The following is a 13,298-nucleotide window of genomic DNA, read 5'->3' as shown; positions in this document are numbered from 1 at the left end:
AGTCGGCGAGAGGAGTCCGATGGTGGAGTTGCCGCCTGTCGTGGCACGGATGTGGGGGCGCGAGCACGCGTCGCGCCGGGGCCCGAGGCCGCGTCTGGACCTGGCGACGATCACGGCGGCCGCCATCGAGATCGCCGACACCGAAGGGCTGGCCGGGGTCTCGATGGGCAGCGTCGCCGCCCGGGTGGGCGTCGCGCCGATGGCGCTGTACCGGTATGTCGGCAGCAAGGACGAGTTGCTGACCGTCATGGCCGACAGCGCCGTCCCGCCGCCGCCCGAGCGGGGCGACCTGTCGTGGCGCGACTACCTCGCCGCGTGGACCCGGGCCAACCGCGACTTCCTGCTGTCGCGTCCGTGGCTGCTGTCCGTCCAGGGGCTCACGCCGCCCATGGGTCCGCGGCGGCTGTACTGGCTCGACCGTGTCCTGGACGCGCTGGGCGACACCACGCTCGACGACGCTGAGAAGTTCAACGCGGCCACGGCGCTGAGCGGTTACGCGCTGACCGACGCCACGCTCGTCCACACGATGAACGCCGGTGGTGAGCGACTCGCCGCCGCAGGGGTCACGGGGGCCACGGACTACGGCGAGGTGCTCGCGGAGGTGCTCGACCCCCAGACGTATCCGGCACTGTCGGCCATGATGCGCTCCGGGCTGCTCAGGGACTCCGAAGGCTGGACGGAGGACGCCGACTTCCTCTTCGGCCTCAATCTGCTGCTCGACGGAATCGAGGCCCTGATGTCCCGACGCGCCCCTCGACCGGGCGACTGAACGCCCTGTGGCGGGCAACTGAACGCCCTGGGGTCGGGCGACCGAACGTGCTGTGGCCGGGCGACTGAGCGGCCATGACGTCGGGCGGCTGTGCGGCCATGAGGTCGGGCGGTTGGGTGTTCCTCGGTTGGACGGCGGAGCGTCCTGCGGTCGGGCGATTGTGCGTGCCCTGAGGTCGGGCGGCCGGGCGCTCTTGGGTTGGACGGCGGAGCGTTCGTCCCCCGCGATCCTCCGGGGATCGCCGTCTGGTGTTCAGGGGTGGCTTGACGGCCGGTGTTGGGCCGGGGAGACGAAGTCGGAAGATGGCCTACTGGTGCTCAGGGACGAGCTGAGGGTGGCTCCCGTTGGCGGTGGGGCGATCGTGGTTCTGGAGGATCGGCGGCCGGCGTTCAGGGGTTGGGGGTGACGAGGGCGGCGATCAGTGGGGTGAGGAGGAGTCGGTCCTCGGGGCGGGTCGGTTCGTATTCGGTGATGCAGAGCCCCGCCAGTTCGAAGTGCTCCGTCAACGACCTGACCAGCTTGACGAGGTCGTCCGGGAGAAGACCGTCCGGAGCGGGGGTGCCGACGGAGGCGAAGACGGCGGGGTCCAGGACGTCCAGGTCGATGTGGACGTAGACGGCGCCGGCGCCGGTGGCCTCCACGGCCTGCACCAGGGTGGCGGGGTCGGACAGGTCGGCCACGCTCAGGTGGGTGAGGCCGCTGGAGGCGACGAAGTCGCGTTCGCCCGGGTCGAGGTCGCGAGCACCGGCCAGGACGATCCGCTGTGGACGAATGGGGTGTTCGGGCAGAAGGGTGTCGTGTCCTTCGCCGGTCAGCGCGCGCAGGACCATGCCGTGGAAGGCCCCGGAGGGGGAGGAGCCGGGGGTGTTGAGGTCGCCGTGGGCGTCGAACCAGACCAGGGCGAGGCTGTCGCCGTACCTCTCGAGGGCGGCGGAGACGGGGGCGAGGTCGATGCCGCAGTCGCCGCCGACGGTCACCACGAGCCCGTTGGGGGCTTGGGCGAGGGCGGCGCGGGTCCGGCCCGCGGTGGTGGCGAGGTCGGCGGGGGTGTGGCCGTCGGCGACGTCGACGCGCAGGTGCCGTACGGCGTGCGGGATCATCCCGGCGAGCAACGTGGCGCCGTCGCGCAGCCGGTGCGCGGTCGGGGAGGCCGAGCCCTGCCATTGCGGCACTTCGATGACCGTTACCTGGGACATCAGTACACCTCACCTTGTTGTACGGGATCAGGCGGATCCTGCTTCTACGGGATCGGGCGGATCCGGGTTCTACGGGATTGGGCGAACCTGGTTTCTGCGGGTGGTGTGGATCCGAGGGCTGCGGGGTTGGGTTCCGGCTGCTGCGAGATCGGCGGATCCGGGGTCTGCTGGGACGGGTCCGGTTCTGCGGGTTGGACGGGTGCGGGTCTGTGGGTGGTGTGGATCCGGGTGGATCCGGTTCTGCGGATTGGACGGATGCGGGTCTGTGGGTGATGTGGATCCGGGTGGATCCGGCTCTCCGGGGGCGGGTGGATCCGGTTCCTCGCGGGCGGGTGGATGGGTTCTGGTGGGCCGGGGATGTGGAGTCGGGTGGGTGGTTGGTTTGGAGTTCGCAGGATATGTCGGGCAGGTGAGAGCCGCGGCCGGGCGCACGGTCCGAGAGGGAGGAGCTCAACGGTGTCGGCGACCGGGGTGTGCGATGAGAAGGGCGTGGTGGCGAGGTGGGTCCCGCTAGCATCGAAGGTCTTGACCCGCAGGCGACCGAGAGTGGCAGAAGATCGATGAGTTTCGTGACCGTTCGGGTGCCCGCGAAGGTCAACGTCCAGCTGGCCGTCGGCCCGTTGCGGGATGACGGCTTCCACGACCTGGTGAACGTCTTCCTCGCCGTCTCCGTCTTCGACGAGGTGGTGGCCAAGGAGTCGGAGACGGTCTCGGTGCGGGTCGAGGGCGAGTCGGCCGACCAGGTCCCCGTGGACGACGGCAACCTCGCCATCCAGGCGGCCAGGGCGCTGGCGAAGCACGCGGGCCGGACGTACGGCGTCGAGCTGGTCATCCGCAAGGCGATCCCTGTGGCGGGCGGCATGGCGGGCGGCAGCGCCGACGCGGCCGGCACGCTGGTGGCCTGCAACGAGCTGTGGGGGCTCGGGCTGCCGCGCGAGGACCTGATGGAGATCGCTGCCGACCTGGGGAGCGACGTGCCGTTCTCCCTGCTCGGGGGTACGGCGGTGGGCACCGGCCGGGGTGAGCAGCTGACCGCGCTGCCGGTCAAGGGCACCTTCCACTGGGTGTTCGCCGTCGCGGACGGCGGGCTGTCGACGGCGAAGGTCTACGCCGAGTGCGACCGGCTGCGGGCGGCCACGGGAGAAGAGGTCGCCTGGCCGCAGGCGAGCGAGCCGCTGCTGCGGGCGTTGCAGGAGGGCGACGCGCGGGCGCTGGGCGCGGAGCTGAGCAACGACCTCCAGGCGGCCGCGGTGATGCTCCGCGGATCGCTGGCCAGGACACTGGAGGCGGGACGCGAGCGCGGGGCGCTGGGCGCGATCGTGTCGGGCTCGGGGCCGACGTGCGCGTTCCTGGCGGCCGACGAGGAGCACGCCAGGGAGCTGGCCGTGGCGCTCACCGGCGCGGGAGTGTGCCGAACGGCGGTGCCCGCGCACGGACCGGTGCCGGGCGCCTCGATCGTCTGACCGGCGGCGGGCCGCGCGCTCGCGCGGAGGGCCAGGGCGGACCAGGGAGAGGATAGCCTTGGGAAGCGATGAATCTGGTCAATCTTGAGTCGGTTTCCCACGCCTACGGGCCCAAGCCACTGCTGAGCGACGTCTCCCTCGGCATGGAGGCCGGCGAGCGCATCGGCGTCGTCGGCCGCAACGGCGGCGGCAAGTCGACGCTGCTGTCCGTGGTCGCGGGGACGGTGAAACCCGACGCCGGCCGCGTGACGCACAACAGGGGCCTGCAGGTCGGCCTGCTGTCCCAGCGCGACGACCTCGACCCCGGCCGCACCATCCACGAGACCGTGCTCGGCGGGCGCGCCGAGCACGAGTGGGCCGGCGACCAGGCGATCAGGGAGATCCTCGCCAACCTCATCGGCGATCTCGACCTGGAGAGCAAGGTCGGCGACCTGTCCGGCGGGGAGCGGCGCCGTACGGCGCTGGCGAAGCTGCTCATCGACGAGCATGAGCTGATCATGCTCGACGAGCCCACCAACCACCTCGACATCGAGGCGATCGCGTGGCTGGCGGGGCACCTGGCGCAGCGCAAGAGCGCGCTGCTGGTCGTGACGCACGACCGGTGGTTCCTCGACGCCGTCTCCACCAGGACGTGGGAGGTCGTCGACGGCAGGGTCGAGCGCTACGAGGGCGGTTACGCAGCGTACGTGCTGGCCAAGGCGGAGCGGGCGCGCATCGCGCAGGCCGCGGAGGAGCGCCGCCAGAACCTCATGCGCAAGGAGATCGCCTGGCTGCGCAGGGGCCCGCCCGCGCGCACGTCCAAGCCGAAGTTCAGGATCGAGGCGGCGCAGGCGCTGATCGCCGACGAGCCTCCCGTGCGGGAGAGCGTCGAGCTGATGAAGTTCGCCGCGGCCAGGCTCGGCAAGACGGTCTACGACCTCGACGACGTCACGCTGCACGCAGGAGGGCCCGACGCGGGCCCGCTGGTGCTCGACCACGCCACCTACCAGTTCGGCCCCGGCGACAGGATCGGCCTGATCGGCGTCAACGGCTCGGGCAAGTCGACCGTGCTGCGCCTGCTGGCCGACCAGGTCAAGCCCGACGGGGGCCGGGTGGTCAGGGGCAAGACGGTACGGCTGGCCTACCTGTCGCAGGAGCTGACCGACGTCGATCCCGCGCAGCGCGTGCTCGAGTCGGTGGAGCAGATCCGCAAGTACATCCAGCTCGGCAAGAAGGAGTGGACCGCCTCCCAGCTGCTCGAACGCCTCGGCTTCAAGGGCGAGGCGCAGTGGAAGGTCGTCGGCGACCTGTCGGGCGGTGAGCGGCGGCGGCTGCAGCTGCTGCGCCTGCTCATGGACGACCCGAACGTCCTGCTGCTCGACGAGCCGACCAACGACCTCGACATCGAGACGCTGAACGAGCTGGAGGACCTGCTCGACGGCTGGCCCGGCACGCTGGTGCTGGTCAGCCACGACCGCTACTTCCTGGAGCGCGTGGCCGACCGGTGCGTGGCGCTGCTGGGCGACGGGCGGCTGTCGATGCTGCCCGGCGGGGTCGACGAGTACCTCCAGCGCAGGGCGGCGGGCTCGGCGGTGACGGCCAGGGTCGCTGGCGGCGCGCCCGAGACGGCAGCGCCGGTGCGGTCCGAGCCCGCGGGGCCCTCGGCGAAGGAGGAGCGCGAGCTGCGCAAGGAGCTCGGCCGCCTCGAACGCCAGCTGGACAAGCTCGCGGGGCAGGAGGAGAAGCTGCACGCGGCGATGGCCGACGCCGCCGCCGACTACGCCAAGCTGGGCGAGCTCGACGCCAAGCTGCGCGACATCCTCAACGAGAAGGACGCGGTCGAGGCGGAGTGGCTGGAGGTCGCCGAGCGCCTCGGCGAGTGAGCCCTAGGTGTCGAAGGGCGTGAGGAGGGTGCGCAGGAGGTCCGCGAGGACCTTCTGCTCATCGGCGTCCAGCCCCGCCAGGAGCTCCCGCTCACGGCGCAGCAGGTCGGCGAAGGCCGCGTCGACCCGGGCCCGTCCGTCGTCGGTCAGCGACACCAGCACCCCGCGCCGGTCCTCGGGGTCGGGCCGCCGCCGCACCAGCCCCGCCTGCGCCAGCCGGTCGATGCGGTTGGTCATGGTCCCCGAGGTCACGAGCGTGGCGCGCAGCAGCGCCCCGGGTGACAGCTCGTACGGCTTGCCCGCCCTGCGCAGCGCGGTGAGCACGTCGAACTCCCACGGCTCGAGGTCGTGCTCGGAGAAGGAGGCCCGCCGCGCCCTGTCGAGATGACGGGCAAGGCGGGAGACGCGGCTCAGCACCTGCAGCGGCGTCACGTCGAGATCGGGACGCTCCTGCTGCCAGGACGCCACCAATCTGTCGACCTCGTCCATCGTCATGACACCGAGTGTACTGTCTTGACATCGAGATATATATCTCGATATCAATTATCTTTATGTCAAGAGATATCTGGGACCCAGCGACCTACGCCGCGTACGCCGACGAGCGCTCCAGACCCTTCTTCGAGCTGGTGAGCCGCGTGCGAGCCGATCATCCCGATTATGTCGTCGATGCGGGCTGCGGGTCGGGCGAACTCACCGCGACACTCGCCGAACGCTGGCCGAACGCCACCGTCTACGGCTTCGACTCCTCGCCCGCGATGATCACCAAGGCGCGGGGGCTCGACACGAGGGTCCACTACGACGTCGCGGACGTCACGCTCTGGCGCCCCGACCGGCCCGTCGACGTGCTGGTCTCGAACGCGCTGCTGCAGTGGGTGCCCCATCATCGCGACTTGTTGGAGCGCTGGGTCGACGAGCTCAGCGCGAACGGCTGGCTCGCCTTCCAGGTGCCGGGCAACTTCGACGCGCCCAGCCACGTGCTGATCCGGCAGCTGTGCGCCAGTGACAACTGGAAGGACAGGCTGGGTGAGTTCGAGCGCCCGTGGCCGGTCGCCGAGCCGGTGGCCTACCTGGACCAGCTCGCCGCTCTCGGCCTGCGGGTGGACGCGTGGGAGACCACCTACGTGCACGTCCTGCAGGGGGAGAACGCGGTGCTCAACTGGATCTCCGGGACCGCGCTGCGGCCGATCTTCGACCGGCTCGAGCCCGACGAGCGCGCCCGCTTCACCGACGAGCTGGCCGTCCTGCTCGACGAGGCCTACCCCGCCAAGCCGTACGGCACGCCGTTCCCCTTCCGCCGCATCTTCGTGGTCGGCCGCAGGTGAGGGCGCTTCTCCAGTTCGTTGCCTAGTGGCATGATTGTCCGCAATCGAACGGTTGCGAGGTGCAGTGAGCATCGAGATCGAGGACAAGTTCGACGTACCGGGTGACTACGAGGTGCCCGATCTGAGCAAGCTGGGCGAGGTCGTCGGACCCAGGAGCCACCAGCTCGTGGCGCTCTACTACGACACCGCCGACCTGCGCCTGGCCGCCAGAGGGGTCACGCTGCGCCGGCGGCGCGGGGGCGCCGATCCCGGGTGGCACCTCAAGCTGCCCAAGGCCAAGGGCGCGCGTCAGGAGATCCGGCTCCCGCTCACCAGGAGCACCAAGGTCGTCCCCGCCGAGCTGGCCGAACTCGTCCAGGCCTACACCCGAGGCGCCGAGCTGCGGATCGTGGCCGAGCTCGACACCCGCAGGACGGTGACCCTGGTGGGCGGGGGCGTCGAGGTGGCCGACGACCGCGTCAAGGGGACCGCCTTCGGCGACCAGCCCCGCATCGAGCGATGGCGCGAGGTCGAGGCCGAGCTGATCGACGGCGACGAGGAACTGCTGGCCAAGGTGGGCAAGCGGCTGCGCAAGGCGGGCGCCGTCCCCGCCGGCTCGGCCAGCAAGCTGGCCAGGCTGCTCGAACCCGCGCCGCCGGCCCGTGCGCCGGTCGAGCCGGGCAGCGCGGCCGAGGTCGTCGTGAACTACCTCGCGGACCAGGTCGCCGCCCTCCTCGCACAGGACCCGCGCACCCGCAGGGCCGAGGAGGACGCCGTGCACCAGATGCGCGTCGCCTCGCGCAGGCTGCGCAGCGCGCTGAAGGCGTTCAAGAGCGTGGTCCAGGACACCGGCGCCGTCCAGGACGAGCTGAAGTGGCTCGGCGCCGTGCTCGGCGAGGCCCGCGACCTGGAGGTCATCAGGGCCAGGTTCGCCGGGCACCTCAGGAGGCTCGACCCCGAGCTCGTGACCGGCCCCATCCAGGTACGGCTCGGCGACGACCTCGGCAAGCGCGAGGAAGAGGCGTATGGCGCGATCAGGGCGGCGCTGAGCGGTGAGCGGTACTTCGCGCTGCTCGACGCCCTCGACCGGCTGGTCGCCGAGCCGTCCCTGGGCAAGGCGGCGGGCCGGCCGGCGGACACCGCGCTGGCCGCGATCGCCGACAAGAACTGGCAGCGCGTGACGAAGACCTACGACCACGCTCAGGCCGTCACGGATCCCGGCGAACACGAGACCGCCATGCACGACGTGCGCAAGGCGGCCAAACGCGCTCGGTACACCGCCGAGGCGATCGGCATGGGCAAGCTGGCCAAACGCGCCGAAGCCGTCCAGGAAACGCTCGGAATCCACCAGGACGGGGTGGTCGCGCAGGAAACGCTCGCCAAGGAGGCCGAGAGCGCGCGTCAGGCGGGGGAGGACACCTTCACCTACGGCGTGCTGGTCGGCATCGAGCGAGCCGCCGCCGAGCGCGCCCACGCCGACTTCCCCGAGGTGTGGGCGAAGGTTCAGATCGAGTAGCGCTCGATGTGGAGAATCTCGCCGTCCAGGCGGTGCAGGACGGCGAAGGCGCCCTTGCGCAGGTGCATGCGCAGCCCGCTGAGCTCGTCGATCAGCGGTGGGAGCACCTTGCCGTGGCTGCACACGGCCGCGGGCCCCTCGAGCCCGCGGACGAGCTCGGCACTCTTGGCCTGGTCGTAGCCCTGCTCGCTCAGCAGCGGGTCGAGCCGCAGACCGGCGCCTGGAAGCGTCTGCACGCACCGCTTGCTCGGGGAGCTGAGCAGCGCGGCGGGCCGGTAGGCGGGCAGCACCGTGGCAAGGGTGCGCGCCTGGGCCAGGCCGTCGGCGTCGAGGGGGCGCAGGTCGTCGTCGCCCTCCCACTCGTCGCGCGAGCCCGCGCTGCCGTGCCGTACGAGCAGCAGGGGGGTGGTCCGCGGCGGAGGGGCGGTCAGCAGGCTCGCGTCCCACTCGTAGGTGAGGCGGGCGCGGGCCGCGTCGCGGGTGAGCCAGACCAGGTCGTCCACCTCAGGCCCCGGGACGAATGCGCCGGAGACGACGTGGGCGATCCAGTAGTCGACCCGCTTCAGCCGGCCCTTGCGGAGGTAGTGGACGGCGGGCAGCGCCCTGCCGAGGTGCACGGTGAGGCCCGTCTCCTCGCGAACCTCGCGGAGCGCCGCGGCGATCACGTGCTCGCCCGGCTTCAGCTTGCCCTTGGGGAAGGTCCAGTCGTCGTACTTGGGACGGTGCACGAGGGCGACCTCGTCGCCGCGCCACACGACCGCCCCCGCGGCTCTGATCGGTTCAGTCGTCAACGGTCCTCCACCGCCGCGTCCCTATCAGGTGGCTCTGCAGGTCGTCGCCCACGTGGCGGCTCCACGTGCCGTCGGAGTTCAGCCACCAGCAGTTCGCGGTGTCGGCCATCGCCAGGTCCATGAGCTCGATCAGGTAGGCCCGGTGCGACTGGCCGGTCACCTTCACCAGCGCCTCCACCCGCCGGTCGAGGTTGCGGCGCATCAGGTCGGCGCTGCCGATCCAGATCTCGGGACGCCTGCCGAGGCCGAACTCGTACACCCTGGAGTGCTCGAGGAAACGCCCCAGCACCGAACGGACGCGGATGTTCTCCGACAGGCCGGGAATCCCCGGACGGAGCGCGCAGATCCCGCGGACCCACAGGTCCACCTGCACGCCCGCGCGGGAGGCCCGGTAGAGCGCGTCGATCAGCTGCTCGTCGACCAGGGAGTTGGTCTTCATCCTGATGCGCGCGGGCCGGCCCGCCTGCTGGTGGGCGATCTCTCGCTCGATCCTGGCCAGCAGCCCGCCCCGCAGCGAGTGCGGCGCCACCAGCAGCCTGCGGTAGGCCGAATGGTTGGAGTAGCCGGTCAGGTGGATGAACAGGTCCGTGACGTCCTCGCCGACCAGCGGATCGGCGGTGAGCAGGCCGAAGTCCTCGTACAGGCGCGCCGTCTTCGGGTTGTAGTTGCCGGTCCCGATGTGGCAGTAGCGGCGCAGCTCGCCCGAGGGCTCCTGCCGCACGACCAGCGCCAGCTTGCAGTGCGTCTTCAGCCCGACCACGCCGTAGACCACGTGGCAGCCGGCCTTCTCCAGCTTGCGGGCCCACGAGATGTTCGCGTGCTCGTCGAAGCGGGCCTTGATCTCCACGACCACCACGACCTGCTTGCCCGCCTCGGCCGCGTCGATCAGCGCGTTCACGATGGGGGAGTCGCCGCTGGTCCGGTAGAGCGTCTGCTTGATCGCCAGCACCTGCGGGTCCTCGGCCGCCTCCTCGATGAAGCGCTGCACGCTGGTGGCGAAGGAGTCGTAGGGGTGGTGCAGCAGCACGTCGCGCTCGCGCAGCACGCTGAAGATGTCGTCCTCGGCGTGGATGGCCTCGGCGGGGACGAACGGGCGGAAGCTCAGCTCGCCCCTGTCCAGGTCGGCGATGGCGTCGAGACCCGTCAGGTCGAGCGGGCCGTCCACCCGGTAGATCTCGTGCGGCGCCACGTCGAGCTCGTCGACCAGCAGCTCGAGCACCTCGGGTGTGATCGTCTCCTCGACCTCCAGCCGAACGGCGGGGCCGAAACGGCGCTTGAGCAGCTCCTTCTCCAGCGCCTTCATGAGGTTCTCGGTGACGTCCTCGTCGACGTCGAGGTCCTCGTTGCGGGTCACCCTGAACGCGTGGTGCTGCAGGATCTCCATGCCCTTGAACAGCTGGCCCAGATGGGCCGCGATCACGTCCTCCAGCGGGACGAACCTGTTCTTCGAGGCGGCCACGAAGCGGGGCAGCTGGGAGGGCACCTTCACCCTGGCGAAGACGGTGTGGTCGGTGGCGGGGTTGCGCACCACGACGGCCAGGTTGAGGCTCAGCCCGGAGATGTAGGGGAAGGGGTGGGCGGGGTCGACGGCCAGCGGCGTCAGGACCGGGCGGATCCGCTCCCTGAACAGCTTGCGCAGCTCGGTGCGCTCGTCGCGGCCGAGGTCGTCCCACCGCACGATCTCGATGCCCTCGGCGGCCAGCTGCGGGCAGATCCGCTCGTGGAAGAGAGCCGCGTGCCGCTTGGCCAGGCCGTCGGCGATCGTCGCGATCCGCGCCAGCTCCTCGCGCGGCTTGAGCCCGCTCTTGGTCCGCAGCAGCAGACCCGTCGCCATCCGTCGTTTGAGACCCGCCACCCGCACCCGGAAGAACTCGTCGAGATTGCTCGCGAAGATCGCCAGGAAGCGCACCCGTTCGAGAAGGGGGAGGGAGGGGTCCTCGGCCAGCTCCAGCACCCGTTCGTTGAACTGGAGCCAGCTCTCCTCACGGTTGAGGAACCGCTCCTGAGGCAGGGGCAGGTCGTTTCCAGAGGACAGGAGCTCGACGGACATATTACGTAATATGCCCAACTAGATTGAACAAAGCGTTAACTGCATCTCAACGACTCACTCTTGTTCGAGTTTCGCCGCCCGCTCGGCGAGTCGCGCCTCGCGCTGGCGCAGCTTCTCCTCGCGCTCCCTGGCCTTCTCCGCCTCGCGCAGGAGCCGCTCGCGCTCCTTCAGCTCGCGCTCCCTGGCCTTCTCGGCCTCCTTGAGCTCTCTGGCGCGTGCCTTCTGCGCCTCCTTGAGCTCCTTCTCGGTGGGCCGCGGCGGCAACGGCGCCATGGCCGACAGCTCCAGGCCCTTGCTCGTCGCGGTGATCTGCGGGGTGGGGTTGAGGCCCGTCAGGCCGTTCCACGCCAGGTTCACCAGGTGCGAGGCGACCTCCTCGCGTCCAGGCTTGCGCACGTCGAGCCACCACTGGCCGGTCAGCGCCACCATGCCCACCAGCATCTGGGCGTACATCGGGGCGAGCTTCGGATCGTAGCCCCTGCCCTTGAACTCGTCGGCCAGGACGTCCTCGACCTGGCTGGCGATCTCACTGATCAGGCTCGCGAACGTGCCGGTCCCCGAGGCCGCGTGCGAGTCGCGCACCAGGATGCGGAAGCCCTCGCTGCTCTCCTCGATGTACTGCAGCAGCGCCAGCGCCGCGCGCTCCAGCTTGATCAGCGAATGCGACGCCGCCAGCGCCGAGGTGATCATGCCGAGCAGTTTCTGCATCTCGCGATCGACCACCACCGCGTAGACGCCCTCCTTACCGCCGAAGTGTTCGTACACCACAGGCTTGGACACCTGCGCCGTGGCGGCGATCTCCTCGATGGAGGTCCCGTCGAACCCCTTCTCGGCGAACAGAGTGCGACTGATCGTGATCAGCTGCTCTCTTCGCTCTCTACCGGTCATACGCCTGCGAGATCGGGATTCGGTGGTCACAGGTTCCATAATGGCGGTGCCCGGCCCGTTACCGGGCACCGTGATGGCGGCACTAGCCAATGCGCTTCGCCGCCAGGCGCTCAGGAGTCGGCCAGCGGACGTCGTGGACCCAGCCCAGCCGCTCGAAGATCCGGATCAGGCCGGCGCTGAGGTCGATCTGGCCCTTCAGCGCCCCGTGCCGGGCGCACGTCGGGTCGGAGTGGTGCAGGTTGTGCCACGACTCGCCGAACGAGGGAATCGCCAGCCACCACACGTTGCGCGACTTGTCGCGGCTCTGGAAGGCCTCCTCGCCGAACACGTGACAGATCGAGTTGATCGACCACGTCACGTGGTGCAGCAGGCCGATGCGCACCAGCGAGCCCCAGAAGAAGGCGGTCAGCGCGCCCTGCCACGACCAGGTCAGCAGCCCGCCGAGGACGGCGGGAAGGAAGATCGAGGTGATGGCCAGCGCCGGGAACCACTTGTGCAGCTTGATGATGTCGGGGTCCTTGTACAGGTCAGGGGCGTACTTCTCCCTGTTGGTCCGCTCGCTCTCGAACAACCAGCCCATGTGCGCGTAGAGCAGACCCTTGGTCATCGACCTGAAGCCGGGCCCGAAGCGCCACGGCGAGTGGGGGTCGCCCTCCTTGTCGGAGAACTTGTGGTGCTTGCGGTGGGTGGCGACCCAGTCGAGCACGGACATCTCCAGCGAGAGGCTGCCGGCGATGCCCAGCGCGATCTTCATCGGCCGCTTGGCCTTGAACGAGCCGTGCGTGAAGTAGCGGTGCAGACCGACGGTCACGCCCAGCCCCGTGACCACGTAGAACACGGCGGCGATCGCGATGTCGGTCCAGCTCAGGAGGTTCCAGCCCCATGCCAACGGCACGGCGGCCGCGATCGCGGCCAGGGGGAGACCCACGACGAGGCCGAAGATGACCAACTCGGCCCTGGTCTTGGGCTCGGGGTCTACATCTGGCTTGGGACCGGGCGCCGGTCGGTCGACAAGAACGGTCATGGGCTACCTCTCACGACGTGTATGAGGATGAATGTCCTGGCTACGCAACCGTAACCTACGTCAGCGTAAGTTAGGAATCCCTAAGAAGCGAATGTGTGGAAGATGACGGTCTTCCGGGGACGCTGAGTGGATTCCGTGTCTTGCCCCTTCCCCCCGAATCTGCTAACACGCGCGAACTCGCGGCCGACTTGTGATCCCGATCGGCGGAGGGGGCCAATCGCCGGTACCCTAGACGCGGGGCAGCCGTCAGGCTCCTCCTTCCGGCGTTGAGTAATTGGCAGCTCGCGGTCTTTTGGTGTCCGTTGTTCAGGTTCGAGTCCTGGCGCCGGAGCTGTGGTGAATGTCGCCATGTGGGTGAAGAGGTGACGAAGGCGGGCAGGTATCCTCACGGTGTCGGGAGGGTAGCGGTGCGGTAGCCGTACCTAGCCCTGATCCGCC

The 13,298-nt window shown here is 69.9% G+C and carries 11 protein-coding genes and 1 tRNA gene; 6 read left to right on the top strand and 6 right to left on the bottom strand.

Features of this window, described 5'->3' with window-relative positions:
* Positions 1-19 precede the first annotated feature (19 nt).
* Complete coding sequence (locus tag H4W81_RS31170) at positions 20-769, top strand: TetR/AcrR family transcriptional regulator (RefSeq protein WP_192778082.1); 750 nt, start codon at positions 20-22, stop codon at positions 767-769.
* 389 nt (positions 770-1,158) lie between these two features.
* Here the strand turns inward: H4W81_RS31170 and H4W81_RS31165 are convergent, their stop codons facing one another.
* The gene (locus H4W81_RS31165) at positions 1,159-1,965 is read right to left on the bottom strand and encodes an arginase family protein (RefSeq protein ID WP_192778081.1); all 807 of its coding nucleotides are present in this window, start codon (positions 1,963-1,965) and stop codon (positions 1,159-1,161) included.
* 560 nt (positions 1,966-2,525) lie between these two features.
* Between H4W81_RS31165 and H4W81_RS31160 the strand changes: the two genes are divergently transcribed.
* Together H4W81_RS31160 and H4W81_RS31155 are read left to right on the top strand one after the other, a co-directional pair.
* On the top strand, positions 2,526-3,428 hold the full coding sequence (locus H4W81_RS31160; RefSeq protein ID WP_192778080.1) for a 4-(cytidine 5'-diphospho)-2-C-methyl-D-erythritol kinase: 903 nt from the start codon (positions 2,526-2,528) through the stop codon (positions 3,426-3,428).
* A 68-nt stretch (positions 3,429-3,496) separates the two neighbouring features.
* Positions 3,497-5,290 carry an ABC-F family ATP-binding cassette domain-containing protein gene (locus H4W81_RS31155; protein ID WP_192778079.1) on the top strand — a complete coding sequence of 598 codons (1,794 nt, stop codon included), beginning with the start codon at positions 3,497-3,499 and terminating at the stop codon, positions 5,288-5,290.
* Between the two features lie 3 nt (positions 5,291-5,293).
* Here H4W81_RS31155 and H4W81_RS31150 read toward each other — a convergent pair whose 3' ends face one another.
* Positions 5,294-5,785, bottom strand: coding sequence for a MarR family winged helix-turn-helix transcriptional regulator (locus H4W81_RS31150; RefSeq protein ID WP_318782064.1), 492 nt, complete (start codon positions 5,783-5,785; stop codon positions 5,294-5,296).
* A 56-nt stretch (positions 5,786-5,841) separates the two neighbouring features.
* Between H4W81_RS31150 and H4W81_RS31145 the strand changes: the two genes are divergently transcribed.
* Together H4W81_RS31145 and H4W81_RS31140 are read left to right on the top strand one after the other, a co-directional pair.
* Positions 5,842-6,612: a trans-aconitate 2-methyltransferase gene (locus tag H4W81_RS31145; RefSeq protein ID WP_225958875.1), complete on the top strand. Its 771-nt coding sequence runs from the start codon at positions 5,842-5,844 to the stop codon at positions 6,610-6,612.
* Positions 6,613-6,676: 64 nt separating this feature from the next.
* On the top strand, positions 6,677-8,107 hold the full coding sequence (locus H4W81_RS31140; protein WP_192778078.1) for a CYTH and CHAD domain-containing protein: 1,431 nt from the start codon (positions 6,677-6,679) through the stop codon (positions 8,105-8,107).
* On the opposite strand, the gene H4W81_RS31135 is transcribed toward H4W81_RS31140, so the two are convergent.
* The 4 genes from H4W81_RS31135 to H4W81_RS31120 form a co-directional block, all read right to left on the bottom strand.
* A complete protein-coding gene (locus H4W81_RS31135) occupies positions 8,095-8,898 on the bottom strand; it encodes an NUDIX hydrolase (RefSeq protein WP_192778077.1) in 804 nt (267 codons plus the stop codon). The genes H4W81_RS31140 and H4W81_RS31135 overlap by 13 nt on opposite strands.
* Positions 8,888-10,948, bottom strand: coding sequence for an RNA degradosome polyphosphate kinase (locus tag H4W81_RS31130; RefSeq protein WP_192778076.1), 2,061 nt, complete (start codon positions 10,946-10,948; stop codon positions 8,888-8,890). The genes H4W81_RS31135 and H4W81_RS31130 overlap by 11 nt, the downstream gene beginning before the upstream one ends.
* Before the next feature lie 54 nt (positions 10,949-11,002).
* Entirely contained in the window at positions 11,003-11,836 is an 834-nt protein-coding gene (locus H4W81_RS31125) for a TetR/AcrR family transcriptional regulator (protein ID WP_225958874.1), read from the bottom strand.
* Between the two features lie 82 nt (positions 11,837-11,918).
* Positions 11,919-12,860, bottom strand: coding sequence for an acyl-CoA desaturase (locus tag H4W81_RS31120; RefSeq protein WP_192778074.1), 942 nt, complete (start codon positions 12,858-12,860; stop codon positions 11,919-11,921).
* Positions 12,861-13,119: 259 nt separating this feature from the next.
* On the opposite strand from H4W81_RS31120, the gene H4W81_RS31115 reads away from it, so the two are divergent.
* Positions 13,120-13,191, top strand: a tRNA-Gln gene (locus tag H4W81_RS31115).
* The last annotated feature ends 107 nt before the right edge of the window (positions 13,192-13,298 follow it).

This window comes from Nonomuraea africana (assembly GCF_014873535.1).
Taxonomy (GTDB): Bacteria; Actinomycetota; Actinomycetes; order Streptosporangiales; family Streptosporangiaceae; genus Nonomuraea; species Nonomuraea africana.
Note: the sequence above shows the minus strand (reverse complement) of the source record. Positions and strands in the feature narration are given on the sequence as shown.

Coding starts and splice junctions, on each gene's coding strand:
- H4W81_RS31130 (WP_192778076.1), bottom strand. CDS start 10,948: ATGTCCGTCGAGCTCCTGTCCTCTGGAAACGACCTGCCCCTGCCTCAG.
- H4W81_RS31120 (WP_192778074.1), bottom strand. CDS start 12,860: ATGACCGTTCTTGTCGACCGACCGGCGCCCGGTCCCAAGCCAGATGTA.
- H4W81_RS31160 (WP_192778080.1), top strand. CDS start 2,526: ATGAGTTTCGTGACCGTTCGGGTGCCCGCGAAGGTCAACGTCCAGCTG.
- H4W81_RS31155 (WP_192778079.1), top strand. CDS start 3,497: ATGAATCTGGTCAATCTTGAGTCGGTTTCCCACGCCTACGGGCCCAAG.
- H4W81_RS31165 (WP_192778081.1), bottom strand. CDS start 1,965: ATGTCCCAGGTAACGGTCATCGAAGTGCCGCAATGGCAGGGCTCGGCC.
- H4W81_RS31170 (WP_192778082.1), top strand. CDS start 20: ATGGTGGAGTTGCCGCCTGTCGTGGCACGGATGTGGGGGCGCGAGCAC.
- H4W81_RS31150 (WP_318782064.1), bottom strand. CDS start 5,785: ATGACGATGGACGAGGTCGACAGATTGGTGGCGTCCTGGCAGCAGGAG.
- H4W81_RS31145 (WP_225958875.1), top strand. CDS start 5,842: ATGTCAAGAGATATCTGGGACCCAGCGACCTACGCCGCGTACGCCGAC.
- H4W81_RS31125 (WP_225958874.1), bottom strand. CDS start 11,836: ATGACCGGTAGAGAGCGAAGAGAGCAGCTGATCACGATCAGTCGCACT.